The following is a 21,837-nucleotide window of genomic DNA, read 5'->3' as shown; positions in this document are numbered from 1 at the left end:
TGTCCTCAGCTGGCGTTGCCCGGGCCGCTGCCGCCCTGCGGGTCATGCGGATGGTGCTCGTTGTAGTGCTTCATCGCTTCGTCCGGGTCTTCCTTGTCGCCCGTGAACTTCGCGCGAATCACGACGAAGAACATCGGGATCATGAAAATCGCGAGGAAGGTCGCCGTCAACATACCGCCGATCACGCCCGTACCGATTGCGTGCTGGCTTGCCGAACCCGCGCCGTTACTGATCGCGAGCGGCAGCACGCCGAGAATGAACGCGAGCGACGTCATCAGGATAGGCCGCAACCGCAGACGCGCCGCTTCGAGCGCCGCTTCCACCGGTCCCATGCCTTCACCCTGCTGCAGTTCCCGCGCGAATTCCACGATCAGAATCGCGTTCTTCGCGGACAGACCCACGGTTGTCAGCAGACCGACCTGGAAGAACACGTCGTTCTCCAGCCCGCGCAGCGTCGCGGCGAGCAGCGCGCCCAGCACGCCGAGCGGCACCACCATGATCACCGAGAACGGAATCGACCAGCTTTCATACAGCGCGGCAAGACACAGGAACACGACGAGAATCGAGATACCGTACAGGATCGGCGCCTGCGAACCGGACTGGCGTTCCTGGAACGACAGACCCGTCCATTCGTAGCCGATACCCGCCGGCAGCTTCGCCGCGAGCGCTTCCATCGCCGTCATCGCCTGACCCGTCGACTTGCCCGGCGACGCCTGACCCTGGATTTCCACGGCCGAAATACCGTTGTAGCGCTCGAGCTTCGGCGAACCGTACGTCCACTGGCCGCTTGCAAAGGCCGAGAACGGCACCATGCTGCCGGCGGTGTTGCGCACGTACCAGTCACTCAGGTTCTCCGGCGTCATGCGGAACGGCGCGTCGGCCTGCAGATACACCTTCTTGATCCGGCTGTCCGTATCGAGGAAGTTGTTCACGTACGCCGATGCCCATGCGATCGAGAACGTCTGGTCGATGGTCGCGAGGCTCACGCCCTGCGCCGCCGCCTTCTCGTGATCGATCGACACCTTGAACTGCGGCGTGTCGTTCAGACCGTTCGGACGCACCTGCGCGAGCATCGGATCCTTCGAAGCCATGCCGAGCAGCTGGTTACGCGCCGCCATCAGCTTCTCGTGACCGAGACCCGCGCGATCCTGCAGCTCGAAGTCGAAGCCCGACGCCGTGCCGAGTTCAGGAATGGACGGCGGATTGACCGGGAACACGACCGCGTTCTTGTAGCCCGCGAAGTGCATGTACATCCGGCCGACCAGCGCCTGCACCTTCTGGTCCGCGTGCTGGCGCTCCGCGTAGTCCTTCATCCGCACGAACACGAGACCGGAGTTCTGGCCGCGGCCCGCGAAGCTGAAGCCGTTCACGGTGAAGGTCGATTCGACGATCGATTTCTCGTCGTTCAGCAGCCAGTCGGAGATGTCCTTCAGCGCGCGCGCCGTGGTTTCCTGCGTCGAGCCCGACGGCGTCTGCACCAGCACGAACATCGTGCCCTGGTCTTCATCCGGCAGGAACGACTTCGGCAGACGCACGAACAGCAGACCCACCGCGACGATCACCACCAGATAGATGATGAGCCAGCGGCCCGAGCGCTTGATCACGTGATGCACGCCCGAGTGATACTTGTCGCGGCTCTTGTCGAAGGTCCGGTTGAACCAGCCGAAGAAGCCCTTCTTCTCTTCGTGATGGTCCTTCGGAATCGGCTTGAGGATCGTCGCGCACAGTGCCGGCGTCAGAATCAACGCGACCAGCACGGACAGCACCATCGCCGCCACGATCGTCAGCGAGAACTGCCGGTAAATTGCACCGACCGAACCGCCCGAGAACGCCACAGGCACGAACACGGCCGACAGCACCAGCGCCACGCCGATCAGTGCGCCCGTGATCTGGTCCATCGCCTTGCGGGTTGCCTCGCGTGGCGACAAACCTTCTTCCGACATCACCCGCTCGACGTTCTCCACCACCACGATCGCGTCGTCCACCAGCAGGCCGATGGCGAGCACGAGACCGAACATCGACAGCACGTTGATCGAGAAGCCCACCGCGCTCATGATCGCGAACGTGCCCAGCAGCACCACGGGCACCGCGATCGTCGGGATCAGCGTGGCGCGCAGGTTCTGCAGGAACAGGTACATGACCAGGAACACCAGCACGATACCTTCGAGCAGCGTCTTGACCACTTCTTCGATCGACAGGCGCACGAACGGCGTCGTGTCGTACGGGTACTTCACGACGAGACCGTGCGGGAAGTACTTCGACAACTGGTCGATCTTGTCGCGCACGGCCTTCGCCGTCGCCAGCGCGTTCGCGCCCGTCGCCAGCTGGATACCGAAGCCCGCCGTCGGCTGACCGTTGTACTTGGTGTCGAAGTTGTAGTTTTCGCCGCCCAGCTCGATGCGCGCAACGTCCTTGATACGGACCTGCGAGCCGTCCTGATTCACCTTCAGCAGCACGTTGCCGAACTGCTCGGGCGTCGTCAGCAGCGTCGCTTCGCTGATCGTCGCCTGCAGCAGCTGGCCCGGGATCGACGGCGTGCCGCCGAGCGAACCGCCCGCCACCTGAACGTTCTGCGCCTGCAACGCCGTTTCGACGTCGACGGGCGTGAGGCCGAAGTTGGTCAGCTTGTGCGCATCGAGCCAGATCCGCATCGCGTACTGCGAGCCGAACAGCGTGACCGTACCCACGCCGTCGATACGGCTGACCGGGTCCTGCACGTTCGACGCGACGTAGTTCGCGAGGTCGTACTTGGTCATGCTGCCGTCCGTCGACACGAACGCCATCACCAGCAGGAAGCTGCTGGACGACTTCGTCACCTTCGTGCCGAGCTGCTGCACCACCTGCGGCAAGAGCGGCGTCGCGAGCTGCAGCTTGTTCTGCACCTGCACCTGCGCGATGTCCGGGTTCGTACCCGCCGCGAACGTCAGCGTGATCGTGGCCGTGCCCGAGTCGTCCGAAGTCGACGACAGGTACAGCAAGTGGTCGAGACCGCTCATCTGCTGCTCGATCACCTGCGTGACGGTGTTTTCAACCGTTTTCGCCGATGCGCCCGGATACGTCGCGCTGATCTGCACGGCAGGCGGCGCAATCGTCGGATATTGCGCGACCGGTAGCGTGAAGATCGACGCCAGACCCGCCAGCATCAGAATGATGGCGATCACCCACGCGAAGATCGGGCGATCGATAAAAAACTTTGCCATGAAGCAGGCTCCCCTTGATTACGCGCCCGATGCAGCGGAGGCCGCGGCCGCGCCGCTGGCTGCCGGCGCGCCGCTTGCGGCGGACGCGCCCGGCGCACCCGCCGCGCTTGCGTCCGATGCCACGCCCGGCGGCGGAAGTTGCGCCGCAACGCCCTTCGCCTGCGCACCCGGCTTGATCTTGTCGACGCCGTTCACGATCACGCGATCGCCCGCATTCAGACCGCCTTCGACCACCCAGTACTGACCGTAGGTGGAAGAAGCCTGCAGCGTGCGCAGTTCGACCTTGTCGTCCTTGTTCAGCACCATGGCCGTCGGCTGGCCCTTCTGGTCGTGCGTGACGCCGATTTGCGGCACCAGCAGCGCGTTTTCGTCGACGCCTTCCTCGATGCGCGCGCGCACGAACATGCCCGGCAGCAGCACGTGATCCTTGTTCGGGAAGATCGCGCGGATCGTCACGGAACCCGTGGTCTGATCGACGGTGACGTCGGTGAACTGCAGCTTGCCCTTCTCCGAATAGACACGACCGTCTTCCAGAATCAGTTCGACCTTCGCGGCGTTCGGGCCGTTGGTCTTCAGGCGACCTGCCTGGATTTCGCGGCGCAGCTTCAGCCCGGCGAGGCTCGACTGCGTGACGTCGACGTAGACGGGATCGAGCTGCTGCACGGTCGACATCAGCGTCGCCTGGCTCGCCTGCACGTATGCGCCCGGCGTGACCTGCGAAATGCCGACCTGGCCCGACACGGGCGACACGACGTCCGTGTAGCCGAGATTGATCTGCGCGGTGTCGACGGCTGCCTTGCCTGCGGCGACATCGGCGGCCGCCTGGCCTTCGGCGGCCACGGCGTTGTCGTAGTCCTGCTTCGAGACGGCGTTCGCGGCGACCAGCACCTTGAAGCGGTTCGCCTGAGCGGTGGTCGATGCGAGATTCGCCTGCGCCTTCGCAAGCGATGCCTTCGCGTTGTTCAGCGTGGCGATGTACGGCGCCGGATCGATCTTGTACAGACGCTGGCCGGCCTTGACCTGCGTGCCTTCCGTGAATTCGCGGCGCAGCACGATGCCGTCGACCCGCGCGCGCACCTGCGCGACGAGGAACGCGCTGGTGCGGCCCGGCAGTTCGGTGACGACGGGCACGGCTTGCGGCTGGACCGTGACGACGCCGACTTCAGGAGTTTGAGGCGGAGGTGCTGATTGTTTTTGTCCGCACGCTGCCAGCATTACGGCAGCCGTCGCGGCAGTGAGTAAGCGGAATGGAACCCGTTCGACGCGCATGGAGCGACCTCTGTCAAAGACTGAGAAGGAAAAAGTGCGTGCATCTCTCTCCGGAGAAGGCTTGTGCACATTGGCATCTCAACGACGCCGTGACCGGACGCTCACGAATGCTTTTCCTGCGGGTGCACCCATTGCGAAATGCGCCAAACCGGGAAATGCCGCACCGCGCTGTCCATTTTTTGGGACAGCGCAAAGTGCATGGAAAGACAACAGTGACGGATATTAACCGTTCACTCCAACATGAGCCATCCGATCGATGGGGTGCTATTATATATACATTCATGAATGCATGTAAAAGTGCGTTCAACCCGAAAGAAGGCCTTCCCCCGAAAGATCAGCCAGGCATTAACGTGCACGAGAAATGATCTTTAACAGGCGCGTTTAAAAACGTCAGGGGAAACCCCGCATTTACCGCAGGTCATACGAATGGTCCGTCGAACCAAGGAAGAAGCGCAGGAGACGCGCACCCGCATCCTCGATGCAGCCGAGCAGGTTTTTTCTGAGAAAGGGGTGTCGCGCACGTCGCTGGCCGACATTGCGCAGACGGCGGGCGTCACGCGCGGCGCGATCTACTGGCACTTCGCCAACAAGGGCGAGCTCTTCACGGAAATGTTCGACCGCGTGCTGCTGCCGCTCGACGAACTCAAAGCGGCTTCCGTCGATCCGAATGAGGCCGATCCGCTCGGCCGGTTAATCGACATCTGCACTGTCTGTCTGCGCGACACCGCGAACGATCCGCATCGCCGCCGCGTGTTCGACATCCTGTTCCACAAGTGCGAGTTCGTCGAAGAGATGGGCCCTGTGATGGCGCGCTATCAGAACACGATGCGCGAGGGCCTGACGAACATCCAGACGTGTATGCGCAACGCGATTTCCAAAGGACAGCTGCCCGCCGATATGAACGTGCCCGTGGCGGCGTCGATGGTGCATGCGTTCATCAGCGGATCGCTGAAGGACATGCTGTTCGTGCCGGAAGTGCTGGACTTCGGCCGGCATGCGCGGCAGATGGTCGAAAGCATGATCGATGCGTTGCGCAGTCCGGCGTTGCGCATGGGCGCCTGACGGCGCCCGCTAGAACAGCGAACGCGCCGGAAGACCCGGCGCCCTTTCACTTCACTTAAGCCACGGCCTTCGCCCGCGCCTTCTGGTTCGACGCATAGATCGAACCGCGCTCCAGCTCACCGCCCGACTTCACAGCCTCGATCCACTGCTGCGTGCTCGCCACCGCGGCGAAGCGCGAGTGCAGCACGACGCTGAACACGCGATGAATCTCTTCAGCGCTCGCAAATCCCGCGCTGTTTTCATACGGCACAGAGCCCGTCGCGTCATGCAGGAACTCGACGGCCAGCCCGATGTGCAGCGCATGAAAAATCGTCGACGCGTCGCAGTTGTGCGTCATATAGCCGACCACAGTAAGCGTATCGATCTTGTTTGCGGCGAGCCAGTCGGCGAGATCGGTGTTCGTGAACGCGCTCGGCAGCGCTTTCTCGACGTAGTGATCATGTTCCCGCGACGCGACCACCTGATGCAGTTCCGCGCCCTCGCTGCCGCGCGCGAAGATCGGCGAACCGGCCGGCGTGAAGTTCTGCACGACGACGACGGGAATCCGCGCGGCATGCGCTGCGTCGATCGCCTGGCCGATGTTCGACAGTGAGGTCTGCACGTCGGGATATTCGATCGGCAGGTCGCCCGTGACGTATTCGTTCTGCACATCGATGACGATCAGGGCGCGGCGTGGCGTCGGCATGGCAACTCTCCTTGATGGTTGAAGTCGGCGGCTGACGGTTTCAGCCGATGTGCGCATTGTTCGCTTTCCACCCATCGCGCGACAGTGACCCGAATGACAATTTTCGCTAGGATCGGGCCATTCGTCATTTTTTCCAACGGAGGCCGCGATGGCCCGCTCCGCTGTCAGCGTTATTTCGAAGTCCGCTCGCACGCCCGCGACTGGACTCGCGGCGAAGCGAAACGACGCCGTGTGCCGCACCGTGTCGCGACAGCCGCACGTCGTGGCGGCCGTCGCCTTCGACGGCATCAGTCCATTCCACTTGTCGGTGCCATGCGTCGTGTTCGCCGAAGACCGCAGCGACGGCGGCGTGCTCGGCTTCGAGTTTCGCGTGTGCTCGATCGACGCCGGTCCGCTGTCGACCACGGCGGGCTTTTCGATCGCCGCGCCACACGGCCTCGACGCACTCGCCGACGCCGACACGATCATCGTGCCCAGCTGGCGCGATCCCGACGAAGCGCCGCCCGACGCGCTGCTCGACGCATTGCGCGCGGCGCATGCACGCGGCGCGCAACTGGTCGGCCTGTGCCTCGGTGCTTACGTGCTGGCTGCAGCAGGATTGCTCGACGGACGCCCGGCGACGACGCACTGGGCCTGGGCCGCCGACTTCGCGCGGCGCTTTCCCAACGTGAAGGTCGATCCGCAAGTGCTGTATGTCGATGACGGCGACATCCTCACGTCGGCGGGCACGGCGGCAGGACTCGATTGCTGCCTGCACGTGGTGCGCAAGCTATGCGGGGCGGAAAGCGCGAACTACATCGCGCGACGGCTCGTAGTGCCGCCGCATCGTCAGGGCGGCCAGGCGCAATACGTCCAGCAACCGATGCCGCCGGACATGCGCGGCAATCGCCTGTCCGCGCTGCTCGACTGGGTGAACGGCACGCTCGACGCGCCGCACACGCTCGATTCGCTCGCCGGCCGAGCCGCGATGAGCCGCCGCACGTTCACGCGGCATTTCAAGGCGGCGACGGGGACGACAGTGAGCGCGTGGCTGCTCGCGCAACGGCTCGCACGCGCGCAGCAGCTGCTCGAAAGCACGGACGAACCGATCGAGTCGATTGCTGGGATGGCGGGATTCGGTTCGACGGCGTCGCTGCGTCAGCATTTCACCGACGCGTTCAGGACGTCGCCGTCTGCGTGGCGGCGGGAATTTCGCGGCGTGTGATGCGCCGCGTGGCGTGACGCGGTGTGGCGTCAGCCCTGCGTAAAGTACCGCGCGACGTACAGCAGCAACGCGACGAAGAAGATCATCACCGCCCACGCCCAGTTCGGCAGCACGTGCGGATCATGCTCGTGATGCAGGCCGTGCAGCAGCGAATGCGCGGCGCGGCCCGTCAGCGTGCCGCCCTGCTGCTGATCGTGCAGCCGCGCGCGACGCGCCACGCCGCTCAGGCTGATCGGCCGAAGGAACACGTGCTGACGCCGCCCCTGCGTGCCCGTCGCGCGATTCGGACCTTTGCCGTGCTTGGCCTGCACGACAGCGCAGAATTCGGTGAAGAAGTCGTCGGCCAGTTCGTGCAGCGCGTTTTCGATCTGGCGCGCAGGCAGTTGCGCGAGCGGCCCCGTCGAAGTCGCCCACACCGAGTAGTCGATGCGCGTACTCGGACCGCGGCCCGGCAGATGGAGATGATCGTCGGTGCGCAATGACACGTCGATTTGCCCGCGCAGCGAGCCGACGCCTTCGGCGCGCGCCTTGAAGTTCAACGTGCGATGCGGCTTCGCGCTATGCGCGCCGTCCTCGCTCGCGACGTGTGCGCGAATGTGATAGTGCGCGCGCAACGGTCCGAGCGGGACCGTCATCGTCAGCAGATATTCGCCGCCCTGGAGTCGTCGCAACGATTCGCAATTGTCGAGACTCGCGCGCAGCAGCGCGAGATCCTGCAGCGCGTCCCAGACTTCGGACGGCGCGAGCGGCACTCTCAATGCGTCGTTCAATTCCATGACAGCCTCCCCGAAGAACGCGCGACAGCGGGATCAGGACGTCTGATCGATGCGGTCGACACGCGATGCGCAAAACGCAACATACCCAGCTATCTGCTTCACTCGCTCCAAAGGGTTTTCGTAGCTCCAGACTGCGTTTTCGATCGTCTCGTCTTCCGTGTGCAGGTGGAAGTACGATGCTTCGCCCTTGAACGGGCACTGCGTCGTATGAGCCGACCGGATGAGCCGCGCCATGTTCACGTCGGCGCGGGGAAAGTAAAACACGTCGGAACAACCGGTTTCGCTCAGGGTGAGTCCCGTATGCGTATCCGCGAACGTCACGCCCTGATGGATCACGCGCACCCGATGCTGGTTGGCCGTAATGGTAATCGTATGGTCCGCTTCTTCGCTGCCGCTGTGCGCTGGCGCACGGCCCGACGCATCGCCGCCGTGTCTGGCATTGCCGCTGTCCGCGTCTTCGGCGCTTGCGCCGGATGGGGCATCGTTCATGTCGTCCGCTCCGCTGCTGGCACGTGCGTGCACGCTTCGATCGACCGCCCGGCTGGTCCGTCAGCCCGGCATTCGTGGCACGCGCCGCGTCGTTATGATTCTGCGATGCGCGTCTCCCTCGGTCACCCGGCGTCGGCTGCCTGAAAGCGGAAGCCACGGAGCGTGTCCGTGGCTTCATTATTGACCAAACACGTCGCGCTTGCGCATCCTTCGTTGGACATCGGGTCTCTACCGATTGCCGCAGCGCAGGCGGCGCGCCGTGGCCGTTCTCCCTGAGAGGCGAGCCGTACGCCGGCGGACGGACGCATGTTCGTCGCCGGCTTCCGCCCGCGTTGCCTGCCGACTCTTATCTGCCGACTCTTATCTGCCGACCACTGGCCGATTGCGACGCGCCGGATTACTGCGTGCCCCAGTAGAACGCCGCCTTCGCCGTGCCCTTCGCGGGAATGGTGACGGGCTTCGTCTGGTCGCTTTCCTTATAGGCGGCGTGCACGGTGTAGCGGCCAGGGCGCAACTTCACGAGCATGTAGGGTCCGCGCGACGTGGTATCGAGCACGCTGCCGCCGTGGGCATCGACGATCTTGACCTTCACATCGGAAAGGTAGTCGGAGCCGGGGCCTGTGAAGCGCAGCGACAACGGCCACTGGCTTTGCGCGGCGAGCAGCGCCTTCGATTCATCGAGGCCGACGCCGCCCGACGTGAACGACACGTCGCCCTGCTGCTGCACTTGCGGCAGGCCGCCGCCGTTGACGTTGCCCGCGCTGGTGTTGTCGGTGGTGGTGCCGCCCGTGGTTTCGCTGGCTTGCTGCGCGTACGCGCCGCCCGTCAGGCCGAGCATGAGAACGGTCGCAGCCGCAGCCGTGGCGGCGCGGGCGACGAAACGACGATGGATCATTGCGTGGCTCCTTTTTCGGGGCGAACCCAAACAGTTCTGACGACTGTCCGCACGCAATCTGTATGCCTATGGCGGCCATATCGCCGCGCCGCCCGGCCCGGCCCCGTAAATCGGGCCCGTACGAAAAATGGCGGTTCGCGCAAACAAGCCGCGAACCGCCACTTTTTTTCATATCCGGCAGCTTTTACCGGGCGGCATCTCAAGACGCCGCCGGTGCTGCCGCATTGCCGCTCTCAACCGGAAATCAGCCGAGATCGACGGGCACGAAGATCTGCGAGTTATCGCGCTGGATCAGCAGCGCGATGCTGTTGCCCGCCGCCGATACCGCCTGCTTCAGCTGATCGACGTTCGACACCGAGCGTCCGTTGACGGCCAGAATCACGTCGCCCGGCTGGATGCCCGCGCTCGCTGCCGCGCCGCTCGCATCCTGCACCAGCAGACCATGCGACACCGACGCACCGCTCTTCTCCTGCGGCGTGAGCGGACGCACGGCAACGCCGAGCCGCCCTTGCATCTGCGCGGGACCGCCTTCGTCGTTCGCTGCCGTTTTCGTATCGGACAGCGAGCCGATCGTCACTTTCAGATCCTTGGTCGACTTGTCGCGCCACACCTGCAGGTCGGCCTGCGTGCCCGGCTTGATGCCCGCGATCTGCGACGGCAGCGCCGACGAGTCCGCCACATCGACGCCGTTCACCGACAGGATCACGTCGCCGGGCTGCAAGCCGGCCTTCGCGGCGGGACCGCCCGGATCGACGGAGCTCACGAGCGCGCCTTGCGGCTTCTTCATGCCGAACGAATCCGCGAGCGTCTGGTTCACGCCCTGCACGGCGACGCCGAGACGGCCGCGGCTCACGTGGCCCGTCTTCACGAGATCGTCCTTGACCTTGATCGCCTCGTTGATCGGGATAGCGAACGAAAGGCCCTGGAAGCCGCCCGTCTGCGAATAGATCATCGAGTTGATGCCGATCACTTCGCCTTGCAGATTGAACAGCGGGCCGCCCGAGTTACCCGGATTCACGGGCACGTCCGTCTGGATGAACGGCGTGTAGTTCTCGTCCGGCAGCGAGCGCGACTTCGCGCTGATGATGCCCGACGTCACTGTGTTGTCGAAGCCGTAAGGCGAGCCGATCGCGACGACCCACTGACCGACCTTGCTCGCGCGCGGATCGCCGATCTTCACGGTGGGCAGATCCTTCGCGTCGATCTTCAGCACCGCGACGTCCGACTGCTTGTCCGCGCCGACCACTTTCGCCTTGTACTCGCGCTTGTCGGTGAGCTTGACGGTGACGACGTTCGCGCCGTCGACGACGTGCGCGTTCGTCAGGATGTAGCCGTCCTGGCTGATGATGAAGCCCGAGCCGAGGCTCGCGCTCGGACGGTCGCCGCCGTCGTCGCCGCCAGGACCACCGTTCGGGCCGCCCGGCATCTGGCCGAAGAAGTGACGGTAGAACTGGTAGAACGGATCGCTCGGATCGATGGGAAGCTGGCCGCTGTTATTGCCGCCGCGCATCGCCGTCTGCTTGACGACATGCTTCGCGCTGATGTTCACGACCGCGGGACCGTAGGTTTCGACAAGGCCCGAAAAATCGGGGATGCCCGTTTTGGCTGCGGCTTCGGCGGGCATCATCGCGGCGACTGCGGGGGAGATCACCTGCGGCGCCGGCACGTTTCGATGGCCGGCCACATAGCCCGCCGACAAGGCGATGACGACGGCCGCTGCAACGGCGCTACGGGTCAGCATGTTTGCTTTCATCGTGTACTCCTGATTGGGAGAGTTGACTCTTCGATGGGACAAAGAGTACGGGGCGTCGCTTAAATCAGTCTTAAACAACGCAACCGCGATGAAAGCCCGGCTGAAAGGTCGATTCAGAAGCGCACGCTGACGAGCAGCCCGCCCGTTGCAGAGTCGTCGAGCGTGACGCTCGCGTGATGCTGAAGCGCAATGCGGCGCACGATCGCAAGGCCGAGACCGCTGCCCGACACGTCCGTGCGAGCGCGCGTCGCGCCCGCGCCGACGCGGTAAAAACGGTCGAACACGCGGCCGCGTTCGTCGGGCGGAATGCCGGGGCCGCTATCGCCGATCTGCACGACGGGCTTGCCGTTCTCGACGCGCAGACAGACGTCGACGCGCCCGCCGTTCGGCGTGTATTTGGTGGCGTTGTCGATCAGGTTGTTGAGCATCACGCGCAGCGCTTCCGTGTCGCCCGCGATGGTGGCGGGTTCGCTTGCTTCGATGCCGAGATCGACGCCGCGCTCCTGCGCAAGCGGCAGATACGCGGTCACGCATTCGTGCACGAGCGCGTTGAGATCGACGGTGCCCGTGGCCGCGTGGCCGTCCGGTTCGGAGCGCGCGAGCGCGAGCAACTGCTCGGCCAGACGCGTCGCGCGCGTCACGCCCGCCTGCAGATCGTGCAGCGCTTCGCGGCGCTCGGTTTCGTCGTGCGCGCGCGCCACCAGCTGCGACTGGATCTGCACGGCAGCGAGCGGCGTGCGCAGTTCGTGAGCGGCGTCGGCCACAAAGGCCTTTTGCGTATCGAGCGCGACGGCAAGACGTTCGAGCAGGCCGTTCAACGCACGGACGAGCGGCTGCACTTCGAGCGGCAGTCGCGAGTCGGGCAATGGATCGAGCGCTTCGGGATGTCGCGTGTCGAGCGCACCCGTCACGCGCCGCAACGGCGCGAGCCCGCGTCCGACGACGCCCCACACGGCCACGCCGAGCAGCGGCAGCAGCACGATCAGCGGCCACAGCGTGCGCAGCGCGACGTTCGCCGCGAGCCGGTTGCGCACCGACAGCGGCTGCGCCAGCTGCACAACGTTATCGCCGACGATCGCGCCATACACGCGCCAGTCGCCGCGCTCCGTGCGCTCCGTCGAAAAGCCGAGTTCGGCGCGCGGCGCGAGCGGCGCGCGCGGATGCGAGTAGTACATCAGCACGCCGTTGCGATTCCAGATCTGCAGCACGATGCCTTCATCGCCCGTATCGCGCGAGCTGAGCACCTGCGAAAACGGCTCGGCGGGCAGCGCGGCGGCGATTTCCTGCAACTGGTAATCGAAGAGTTCGTTGGCTTCGGCGAGCGCCTGGCGGTAGATCAGCCAGCCCGCGATACCGACGCCGAGCAATACGATGGCAAGCAGCCAGAAAAGCAGTTGACGGCGAATCGAACGCATCGTGTCAGGCTTCCTTCGCGATCATGTAACCGAGACCGCGCACGTTGCGGATCAATTCCGCGCCGAGCTTCTTGCGCAGCGCGTGGATATACACCTCGACGGTATTGCTGCCGATCTCCTCGCCCCAGCCGTACATCTTTTCTTCGAGCTGACTCTTCGACAGCACCGCGCCCGGCCGCGCGAGCAACGCGGCGAGCAGCGCAAATTCGCGCGCGGACAGCGCGACGGGCGCGCCGTCGAGCGTCACCTGATGCGAAGCGGGGTCGAGCGTGAGATTGCCGTGACGAATGGTCGACTCGCTGCGCCCCGACTGTCGGCGGATCAGCGCGCGCATCCGCGCGCCGAGTTCGTCGAGATCGAAGGGCTTGACGAGGTAATCGTCGGCGCCGGCGTCGAGTCCCTTCACGCGATCCGCGACGGCGTCGCGCGCCGTCACGATCAGCACAGGCAACTGATGGCCGCGTGTGCGCAACGTGCGTAGCACATCGAGTCCGTCGCGCTTCGGCAAGCCGAGATCGAGCAGCACGAGATCGTAGGGCTGGCCTTGTGCCGCGTTCAGTGCGGATTCGCCGTCCTGCACCCAGTCGACCGCGAAACCTTCGCCGCGCAGTGCCTTGCGCACGCCCTCGGCGATCATCCGGTCGTCTTCAACGAGAAGTATGCGCATCGCTATTCATCCGTTCCGGCATGGCCGGTATTGACGGCACTGACGTCCCGGCCGTGTGTTTTCGATGCCAGCATTCTAGCGCCCGCGTACTTTTTTCATCTTTTATCAATGCCCGCTGCATACGGGCGAAACATGACGTCGTGCGATGCGTGACGCGCGCGAAACACACGGCATCATTTTTTTCGCGACGTCATCGCAACTCTCTACAATGAGCGCTTTTGCACGGTGCGGCCGGTTTTCACCTCCTTGCCTGGCCCTTGCATTTGCCTTTCCGCGCAGACCGATTCAGGCTGCCACGCGCCGCTATTTCGACGATTTTTCCGTACATGCCGCTCGCCTTCGTTTCACTTGCTTCGTCGTATGCCCGTTCGCTCGGGCGCCACTTCAGGACGCTGACGTCCGCTCATGCCGAGCCGGCGGCTTCGCTGTCCGCAAACCGTTGTGCAGCATCGCGCGCCGCCGCCGTGCTGTTTGCATGCGCCGCGCTCGCCGTTGCCGCACCCACGCCAGCCCACGCGCGCAAGAAAGCGCAGCAACCCGCCGTCAACGTCAGCACCGTGCTGCCGCCTGCCGTGATGGCCGGCCTGCAGCGCGCACACGTGCCGCTGTCGTCGATCAGCGTGGTCGTCGAGAAGGTCGGCGACCGTACGCCCGTGCTCGCGCTGAATGCCGGCAAGCCGATGATGCCCGCGTCGACGATGAAGCTCGTCACCACCTACTCCGGTCTGTCGCTGCTCGGCCCGGACTACCGCTGGAAAACGACGGCGTATGCGCAAGGCAATGTGGACGGCAGCGGCGTGCTGCATGGCAATCTGTACATTCAGGGCACCGGCGATCCGAAGCTCGTGCCGGAAGAGCTGATCGATCTCGTGCAGAAGATTCACAAGGCGGGCATCACGGGTATCGACGGTGCGCTCGTGCTCGACAAGCGCTTCTTCGATCCGTCGACGCGCGATCTGCCCGCCTTCGACGACGACGCCAACGCGCCGTACAACGTCGGTCCCGATCCGCTGCTTTATGCGTTCAAGTCGCTGTCGTTCACGATGTCGCCGTCCGACGACGGCAAGGTGCAGATCGACGTGCTGCCCGCGCTCGCGCAACTTCAGATCGACAACGAACTGCGCGCGACGCGCGGCCCATGCCGCGGTGAACTCGTGACGCCCGCCGTCACGCCCGCGGCGAACGGCGTCGTCAACGCGTCGTTCATCGGCGACTATCCGCTGCGCTGCGGCGAGCGCACCGTCAACGTGGCCGTGCTCGATCACACCGCGTTCTTCGCGGGCGGTTTCCTCGCGCTTTGGCAGCAGACGGGCGGCACGTTCAACGGCACGACGCGCGAAGGGCCTGTACCGATCGATGCGAAACTCGTCGCGACGCATCAGGGGCCGATGCTGTCGGACATCGTTCACGACATCAACAAGTTCAGCAACAACACGATGGCGCGCAACCTGTTCCTGACGATCGGCGCCGTCATGAACCGGCCGCCCGCGACGCCCGCGAAGTCGGCGGACGCGATCGAATCGTTCCTGCATCGCAGCGCGATGCCGATGGAATACCTGAGCCTCGACAACGGCTCGGGCCTGTCGCGCGAAGAGCACATCACCGCGCTCGCGCTCGCCGATCTGCTGCAGAGCGCGAACGCGAGCCCCGTCGCGCAGGTATTCGTCGATTCGCTGCCCGTGGTCGGCGTGGACGGCACGATGCGCAACCGGCTGACGTCGAAGCCCGTGAACGGCAACGCGCACATCAAGACGGGCACGCTGCGCGACGTGCGCGCGATCGCCGGCTATGTCGCTTCCGCCGATGGACAGAGCTATGTGGTCGTCAGCCTGATCAACGATCCGCACGCGGAAGCCGCGCGCGCCGCGCATGACGAGCTGCTCGAATGGGTCTATCAGGGGCCTTCCGCGATGCTCGCCAGCACGGCCAACGCGCAAGCTGCCGAAGCCACGCAGGAGCCTCACCGCAAAGCCAGGAAAAACCCTCAGCGCCGCGGCGCCCACTGAGGATTCATTCTATTGAAGCGGTGCGCGGCGCGCCGCTTCGCGTTGTACGCTGTCGGCCAGTATCAAAAAAGCGCAGACAAACATGCATGATGGTGCACACGGCAAGCGCCATCGGCAGAACAGCGCCGCATTCAAACAATAAAGACAATGCCGGCTTCCCGTAGAGGAAGCCGCAGGGATCCTCGGAGGGAGACGTCAATGCAATTCGATGCCGAATTGCTTCTGCTCGGCATGGCGCCCATCTTTCTCGCGTGCATTGGCTGGGAAGCGTGGCACGCGTGGCGCACACAGCCCGAAGCGCGCATGTACAGCTGGCGCGACACCTTGTGCAATACCGCGCTCGCGCTGATGCATCAGGGCGCCGACAAGCTCGCGTGGCTGTTCGTGATTCCCGTCTATGCGTATTGCTATGCGCACTACCGGCTGCTCGACTGGCATGCGGGCTGGATATCGTTCGTCGTGCTGTTCGTCGCGCAGGATCTGCTCTATTACGTCTTTCACCGCTGCAGCCACCGCGTGCGCTGGCTGTGGGCCGCGCATGTCGTGCATCACTCGTCTGAGCGCATGAACTTCTCGACGGCATTTCGCCAGAGTCTCATGTATCCCGTCGCGGGCATGTGGGTGTTCTGGATTCCGCTGGCGTTTCTCGGCTTTCCGCCGAAGCAGATCGTCGGCGTCGTGCTGATCAATCTGGCGTTTCAATTCTTCGTGCATACGCAGTCGCTCGGCAAGCTCGGCTGGCTCGAATACGTGCTGAACACGCCGTCGATCCATCGCGTGCATCACGCGCGCAACGACCGTTATATCGACCGCAACTATGCGGGCGTGCTGGTGATCTGGGACCGGCTGTTCGGCAGCTATGTCGAAGAAGATTTGCGCGAGCCGCCCGTGTACGGCATCGTCGAGCCGCTTCACACGTATAACCCGCTGAAGGCGACGTTTCACGAATGGGCATCGATGGCGCGGGACTTCGTGCGTGTGCGTGGCTGGCGCAACCGGTTCAATGCACTGTTCGCGCCGCCCGCGTGGGCCGCGCAGTATCACGCAAGTCTGAGGGGCGCTCGCGATGCGCAAGCGCTTGCCGGGCAAGGACAACACAACAATAACGCAGCCGTCTGAACGGCTCATCGAATAACAAGGCAGCAAGCAGAAAAGCAGCAAGCAGGGAAGGTTTTGCAGGCCGACGCCGTGTCCACACGACGGCGCGGCCCGCAACAGATGGCGCACGAGACACATCGCTCGAGGCCAGACCATACGAGGAGATAAGGATCTTATGAAGCAAGCATCAAACAACACTGGCGTCGTGCGTTTCGCGCGGATCGCCGTCGCATGCGCGGCATTCGCGACGCTCGTCGCTTGCGGCGGCGGCAGCGACAACAACAATAACAACGCGAGCACGACGCCGGCGGGCGGGGTCAAGCTGCAGGTCGTGTCGTTCGGCGACAGCCTGTCCGATGTCGGCACGTATTCGCCCGTGATCACCTCGAGCTTCGGCGGCGGGCGCTTCACGACGAATCCGGGTGAAGTGTGGACGCAGAAGATCGCCGAATACTACGGCGACACGCTGACGCCGGCGTATGTCGGCGGCTTCGGCAAGGCGCTCGTGGCCAACGGCGGCTACGGCTACGCGCAGGGCGGCTCGGACGTATCGCGCACGGACGGCAATGGCTACGCGCCGAACAACCAGGCAGCCACGACGTGGCCGGTGACGAAGCAGGTCCAGCAATACCTGACCGATCACGGCAGCTTCAACTCGAATCAGCTCGTGCTGATCAATGGCGGCGCCAACGACATCCTGCAGAACCTGTCGACGATGCTGACCACGATCTCTACCCAGGTCGCGCAACTCACCGATCCGACCCAGGCGCCGCTGGTGGTCCAGTCGGTCGCGCAGAGCACGGTCGGTCCGATGGCGCAGGCGCTCGCGGTGCAGATCGGTACGATCCTCAAGGGCGGCGCGACGCACGTCGTCGTCATGGACGTGCCCGATATCGGCAAGACGCCGCTCGCCGCCAGCCTTGCCGCGCAATTGAACAATGCGCAGGTTCCGACGGTGATTTCGGGCATCGTCGCGACGTACAACGGCGTGCTGCAGCAAGCGCTGGCAGTAGGCGGCCTGACGAACAAGGTGATCTACGTGCAGACGAGCGACTGGCTCACGCCGCTGCTCGCCAATCCGTCGGCGCAGGGCTTCAGCAACACGACGGGCACGGCCTGCAACATCACGCAAATGGCTGCGAACGCGACGGCTTACGCGACGGCGAACCCGTCGGTGCTGGTCGGCGGCATGACGGCGGCGCAGTACGGCCAGCAATTCGCGTCGTCGCTGTTCTGCTCGCCGAATACGCTGACGGTCGCGGGCGCGGACCAGTCGTACGTGTTCGCCGACACGATCCACCCGACGACGCACGCGCATGCTGCATTCGCGACGCTCGTCGAAGGCAAGATCGCGGCTACTGGTCTGGGCAAGTAAGCGGTTTATTTCGCTGCCCTTGATGCAAAAAAGCCCGGCTTGTATGAGCCGGGCTTTTTGTTTTCATGCGCGTAGTTCGCTACGAAAGTGTCAGGCTTCGTTCGCCTCGAACGCCGCTGCTGCACGCCCGAGCCGGTCGTTGACGGCGATCCATTCGATGGTATCGGGCAACTTCTCGATCAGAATGCGCGATACGTTCGCGCGGTCCAACGCGCGCAGCAGACCGTAGAGATCGCGTGCATACAGATGCGGATCTTCCGGCGCGGCGACGAAATGCACGTCCGACGCTTCCGCCCAATGTCCTGCGCGCGACGCACGCGCCACCAGCGCCACACGCTCGCCGGGAGCGCGCGCGGCCAGTAGCGGCTCGAGCACGTCGAACGGCAGCAAGGCGAGCCGCGTGCGCGGCGCATAGTGCGCCTTCAGCGTGCCCGACGCGCGCGGCGCGCTCGCGTCCGAACCATCGGGCAAACGCGGCATTTCGCCGAGCACGTCGGCGATGTCCTGCGGCGTCACATGCCCCGGCCGCAGAAGCGCCGGAAAACCACGCGACAGATCGACGATGGTCGATTCGATCCCAACATCCGACGATCCGCCATCGAGCACGTGAATCGCATCGCCAAACTCGTCGCGCACGTGTTGCGCCGTGGTCGGGCTGACATGACCGAAGCGGTTCGCCGACGGCGCCGCCACGCCGCCATGTCCATTGCGCAACGCGCTGAACGCCGCAAGCAGCGACTGCGCAACAGGATGCGACGGACAGCGCAATCCGACGGAATCCTGACCACCGCTCACGGCCGCCGGAATATGCGCGGCACGCTTGAGAATCAGCGTAAGCGGACCCGGCCAGAAAGCATCGATCAGGCGTTGGGCTTCGGACGGCAACTGCGCGACCCAATAATTCGGATCGCCGTTCGGAGCCAGATGGACGATCACAGGATGATTCGCCGGCCTGCCCTTCGCCGCATAAATGCGCGCGACTGCGTCAGGACTTTCGGCATCGCCGCCTAATCCATACACGGTCTCCGTAGGAAACGCGACGAGTTGTCCCGCATCGAGCAGCGCTGCCGCGTGCGCGATTTCGTCGGCACTGACGCTCGACGTCACGTCAGCGGGTTTCATTTGATCCGGCATAACGGCTTGCGCTCAGTTCGTCGGAATATGCAGCAGACGCGCGCAGTCACGCGCCGCCGAACGCGCATGCTCGAGCGTCGCGGCCGTGAAATTCACGTGCCCCATCTTGCGACCGGGCCGCGCTTCTTCCTTGCCGTACAAATGCAGACGCGCTTCCGGCATCGCGGCGACTTCGTGCCACGGCGGCGTGACGGCGGCCGTCGGCTTGTCGCCCTTTGCGTTCGCGGGGAACCACACGTCGCCGAGGATATTCAGCATCACGGCGGGCGAATGCTGACGCGTATCGCCGAGCGGCATACCCGTCATCGCCCGCACCTGCTGTTCGAACTGGCTCGTCGCACAGGCGTCGACAGTGTAGTGGCCGGAGTTGTGTGGACGCGGCGCCATTTCGTTCGCGACCAGCGTGCCGTCTTCGAGAATGAAGAACTCGACGCACAGCACGCCGACATAGCCGAGCTTGTCGGCGATCTGCAGCGCGGCCTGCTGCGCCTGCTCGACGAGCGTCGCGTTCGCGTCGGGCGCGGGCACGATGGTGTGCGACAGCACGCCGTTGCGATGCGTGTTCTGCGCGAGCGGATACACGGCCGAGCAACCCGTCGCGCCGCGCGCGATCAGCGCCGACACTTCGAACTTCAACGGCAAGCGCTTTTCCAGCACGGTCGGAACGCCGCCCAGCGACGCATACGCCGCGCGCACTTCGGCGACGGTGTTCACGCGCACCTGGCCCTTGCCGTCGTAGCCCATGCGCGCCGTCTTCAGAATGCCGGGCAGCACGGCTTCGAGCGCGGCGTCGTCGATAGCGGCAAGTGCGTCCGACGTTTCGATCACCACGTGCGGCGCCACAGGCACGCCCGACGACGCGATGAAGCGTTTCTCCGCAATACGATCCTGCGCGACGGCGACACAGCGCCCGGCAGGACTGACGAACGTCGTGCGCGCGAGGAAATCGAGGCTCGCGGCGGGGACGTTCTCGAATTCGGTCGATACCGCCGCGCACAGGCGTGCGAGTTCGGTGAGAGCCGCTTCGTCGTCATACGCGGCGCGCAGATGGCGATCCGCAACGGCGCCCGCCGGACTGGTTTCATCCGGATCGAGCACGGCGACGCGATAGCCCATCGCCTGCGCGGCGAAGCAGAACATGCGGCCGAGCTGGCCGCCACCGACCATGCCGAGCCATGCGCCGGGCATAATCGGTGAAACCGGAGTGTTGTCTGGATTCATCTTGGTGGTCGGTCGCGGCCGATGTGGGGATCGGCCGGGTGAAACGTTGAACGACGAGGTGGAAAGCTACGCGTTACAGCGGCGGCAGCGTCATTGCATGAGCCGCTTCGTTCTGGCGCACGCGGAATGCGGCGAGCTTCTCCGCATATTCCGGCGACGTGCCCGACAGCAGCGACACGGCGAACAGCGCCGCATTCGCCGCGCCCGCTTCGCCGATCGCGAACGTCGCGACGGGCACGCCCTTCGGCATCTGCACGATCGAATGCAGCGAATCGACGCCCTTCAGGTACTTGCTCGCGACCGGCACGCCCAGCACGGGCACCGTCGTCTTCGCGGCGAGCATGCCCGGCAAATGCGCCGCGCCGCCCGCGCCCGCGATGATCGCGCGGATGCCGCGCTCGCGCGCGCTTTCAGCATAGGCGAACATTTCGTCCGGCATGCGATGCGCAGACACGACCTTCGCTTCGTACGGCACGCCGAATTCCTGCAGGATCGCGACCGCGTTCTTCATCACTTCCCAGTCGGAGCTGGAACCCATCAGCACGCCGATGACGGGCGCGCTGTGCGTGTGTGCTTCACTCATGTTGTCTTTCCGTATGCGATGCGCTCAGTCGAGCTTCTGTCCCGTGAGGCGTTCGAGCGCTTCCTGGTATTTCTCGGCCGTCTTCGTGACGACTTCGTCGGGCAGCTTCGGTGCGGGCGGCTCTTTCTTCCACGGCTGGGTTTCGAGCCAGTCGCGCACGAACTGCTTGTCGAACGACGGCGGGTTGGTGCCGACCTGATACTGATCCGCCGGCCAGAAACGCGACGAATCCGCCGTCAGCGCTTCGTCCATCAGATACAGCTTGCCGTGCTCGTCCAGACCGAATTCGAACTTCGTGTCGGCAATGATGATGCCGCGCGTTGCCGCGTACTCGGCCGCTTCCTTGTACAGACGGATCGAGATGTCGCGGATCGTTGCCGACAGTTCGGTGCCGATGCGGCGCTCCATCTCGTCGTACGTGATGTTTTCGTCGTGATGGCCCATTTCGGCCTTGGCTGCCGGCGTGAAAATCGGCTCGGGCAGCTTCTGCGCGTTTTGCAGGCCTTCGGGCAATTGCACGCCGCACACGGCGCCCGTTGCCTGATAGTCCTTCCAGCCGCTACCGGCCAGATAGCCGCGCACCACGGCTTCGACGAGAATCGGCTCGAGGCGCTTCACGACCACCGCGCGGCCTTTCACCTGCTCGGCTTCGTCGGCGGCGACGACGCTTTCCGGCGCGACGCCCGTCAAATGGTTCGGCACGACGTGGCTGAGCTTGTCGAACCAGAAGTTCGCCATCTGGTTAAGCACGCGACCCTTGTCCGGAATCGGCTCGCCCATGATGACGTCGAAAGCGGACAGACGGTCCGTCGTGACGATCAGCAACTGGTCGTTGCCCACCGCGTAGTTGTCGCGGACCTTGCCGCGGCCGAGCAGCGGCAGCGAGCGGAGCGTGGATTCGTAGAGGGTAGACATCGTCGTGATTCGCAAAAATGGGCCTGAAACTGCCCGAAACAAAGGGAAACAGCAAAAGGGAAACGCCGTTCCCCGGATATTGCGGGAACG

18 protein-coding genes are annotated in these 21,837 nt (G+C 64.5%); 5 read left to right on the top strand and 13 right to left on the bottom strand.

Features of this window, described 5'->3' with window-relative positions:
• Positions 1–5: 5 nt before the first annotated feature.
• Both QEN71_RS02525 and QEN71_RS02520 read right to left on the bottom strand, forming a co-directional pair.
• The gene (locus QEN71_RS02525) at positions 6–3,200 is read right to left on the bottom strand and encodes an efflux RND transporter permease subunit (RefSeq protein ID WP_201650735.1); all 3,195 of its coding nucleotides are present in this window, start codon (positions 3,198–3,200) and stop codon (positions 6–8) included.
• 18 nt (positions 3,201–3,218) lie between these two features.
• A complete protein-coding gene (locus tag QEN71_RS02520) occupies positions 3,219–4,469 on the bottom strand; it encodes an efflux RND transporter periplasmic adaptor subunit (protein ID WP_201650736.1) in 1,251 nt (416 codons plus the stop codon).
• 426 nt (positions 4,470–4,895) lie between these two features.
• Here QEN71_RS02520 and QEN71_RS02515 point away from each other — a divergent pair, with 426 nt between their 5' ends.
• Positions 4,896–5,531, top strand: a complete 636-nt coding sequence (locus QEN71_RS02515; protein ID WP_028364537.1) for a TetR family transcriptional regulator — start codon at positions 4,896–4,898, stop codon at positions 5,529–5,531.
• Between the two features lie 55 nt (positions 5,532–5,586).
• Here QEN71_RS02515 and QEN71_RS02510 read toward each other — a convergent pair whose 3' ends face one another.
• Entirely contained in the window at positions 5,587–6,216 is a 630-nt protein-coding gene (locus QEN71_RS02510; RefSeq protein ID WP_201650737.1) for a cysteine hydrolase family protein, read from the bottom strand.
• Positions 6,217–6,364: 148 nt separating this feature from the next.
• Here QEN71_RS02510 and QEN71_RS02505 point away from each other — a divergent pair, with 148 nt between their 5' ends.
• A complete protein-coding gene (locus QEN71_RS02505; RefSeq protein WP_201650738.1) occupies positions 6,365–7,420 on the top strand; it encodes a helix-turn-helix domain-containing protein in 1,056 nt (351 codons plus the stop codon).
• 29 nt (positions 7,421–7,449) lie between these two features.
• On the opposite strand, the gene QEN71_RS02500 is transcribed toward QEN71_RS02505, so the two are convergent.
• The 6 genes from QEN71_RS02500 to QEN71_RS02475 form a co-directional block, all read right to left on the bottom strand.
• Positions 7,450–8,196 carry a CoxG family protein gene (locus QEN71_RS02500; RefSeq protein ID WP_201650739.1) on the bottom strand — a complete coding sequence of 249 codons (747 nt, stop codon included), beginning with the start codon at positions 8,194–8,196 and terminating at the stop codon, positions 7,450–7,452.
• Positions 8,197–8,229: 33 nt separating this feature from the next.
• On the bottom strand, positions 8,230–8,685 hold the full coding sequence (locus QEN71_RS02495) for a DUF427 domain-containing protein (protein ID WP_201650740.1): 456 nt from the start codon (positions 8,683–8,685) through the stop codon (positions 8,230–8,232).
• Between the two features lie 397 nt (positions 8,686–9,082).
• Entirely contained in the window at positions 9,083–9,580 is a 498-nt protein-coding gene (locus QEN71_RS02490; RefSeq protein WP_201650741.1) for a carboxypeptidase regulatory-like domain-containing protein, read from the bottom strand.
• Between the two features lie 244 nt (positions 9,581–9,824).
• Positions 9,825–11,333, bottom strand: a complete 1,509-nt coding sequence (locus QEN71_RS02485; RefSeq protein WP_201650742.1) for a DegQ family serine endoprotease — start codon at positions 11,331–11,333, stop codon at positions 9,825–9,827.
• A gap of 113 nt (positions 11,334–11,446) precedes the next feature.
• The gene (locus tag QEN71_RS02480) at positions 11,447–12,748 is read right to left on the bottom strand and encodes an ATP-binding protein (RefSeq protein WP_201650743.1); all 1,302 of its coding nucleotides are present in this window, start codon (positions 12,746–12,748) and stop codon (positions 11,447–11,449) included.
• A 4-nt stretch (positions 12,749–12,752) separates the two neighbouring features.
• Entirely contained in the window at positions 12,753–13,415 is a 663-nt protein-coding gene (locus QEN71_RS02475) for a response regulator (protein WP_028364529.1), read from the bottom strand.
• 326 nt (positions 13,416–13,741) lie between these two features.
• Here QEN71_RS02475 and dacB point away from each other — a divergent pair, with 326 nt between their 5' ends.
• The 3 genes from dacB to QEN71_RS02460 all read left to right on the top strand — a co-directional run bounded on the left by dacB (position 13,742) and on the right by QEN71_RS02460 (position 17,894).
• Positions 13,742–15,421 carry a D-alanyl-D-alanine carboxypeptidase/D-alanyl-D-alanine endopeptidase gene (gene dacB, locus QEN71_RS02470; protein WP_233471809.1) on the top strand — a complete coding sequence of 560 codons (1,680 nt, stop codon included), beginning with the start codon at positions 13,742–13,744 and terminating at the stop codon, positions 15,419–15,421.
• Between the two features lie 198 nt (positions 15,422–15,619).
• Entirely contained in the window at positions 15,620–16,540 is a 921-nt protein-coding gene (locus QEN71_RS02465) for a sterol desaturase family protein (protein WP_201650744.1), read from the top strand.
• Between the two features lie 154 nt (positions 16,541–16,694).
• Positions 16,695–17,894, top strand: a complete 1,200-nt coding sequence (locus QEN71_RS02460) for an SGNH/GDSL hydrolase family protein (protein WP_201650745.1) — start codon at positions 16,695–16,697, stop codon at positions 17,892–17,894.
• A gap of 90 nt (positions 17,895–17,984) precedes the next feature.
• Here the strand turns inward: QEN71_RS02460 and QEN71_RS02455 are convergent, their stop codons facing one another.
• The 4 genes from QEN71_RS02455 to QEN71_RS02440 all read right to left on the bottom strand — a co-directional run bounded on the left by QEN71_RS02455 (position 17,985) and on the right by QEN71_RS02440 (position 21,747).
• On the bottom strand, positions 17,985–19,028 hold the full coding sequence (locus tag QEN71_RS02455; protein WP_201650746.1) for an L-threonylcarbamoyladenylate synthase: 1,044 nt from the start codon (positions 19,026–19,028) through the stop codon (positions 17,985–17,987).
• Positions 19,029–19,040: 12 nt separating this feature from the next.
• The gene (locus QEN71_RS02450) at positions 19,041–20,249 is read right to left on the bottom strand and encodes a 5-(carboxyamino)imidazole ribonucleotide synthase (RefSeq protein ID WP_201650747.1); all 1,209 of its coding nucleotides are present in this window, start codon (positions 20,247–20,249) and stop codon (positions 19,041–19,043) included.
• Between the two features lie 73 nt (positions 20,250–20,322).
• Entirely contained in the window at positions 20,323–20,832 is a 510-nt protein-coding gene (purE, locus tag QEN71_RS02445; protein ID WP_201650748.1) for a 5-(carboxyamino)imidazole ribonucleotide mutase, read from the bottom strand.
• Positions 20,833–20,856: 24 nt separating this feature from the next.
• The gene (locus QEN71_RS02440) at positions 20,857–21,747 is read right to left on the bottom strand and encodes a phosphoribosylaminoimidazolesuccinocarboxamide synthase (protein ID WP_201650749.1); all 891 of its coding nucleotides are present in this window, start codon (positions 21,745–21,747) and stop codon (positions 20,857–20,859) included.
• Positions 21,748–21,837: the final 90 nt, after the last annotated feature.

Source organism: Paraburkholderia sabiae, assembly GCF_030412785.1.
Classification (GTDB): domain Bacteria; phylum Pseudomonadota; class Gammaproteobacteria; order Burkholderiales; family Burkholderiaceae; genus Paraburkholderia; species Paraburkholderia sabiae.
This window is presented reverse-complemented; position numbering and strand designations above follow the sequence as displayed.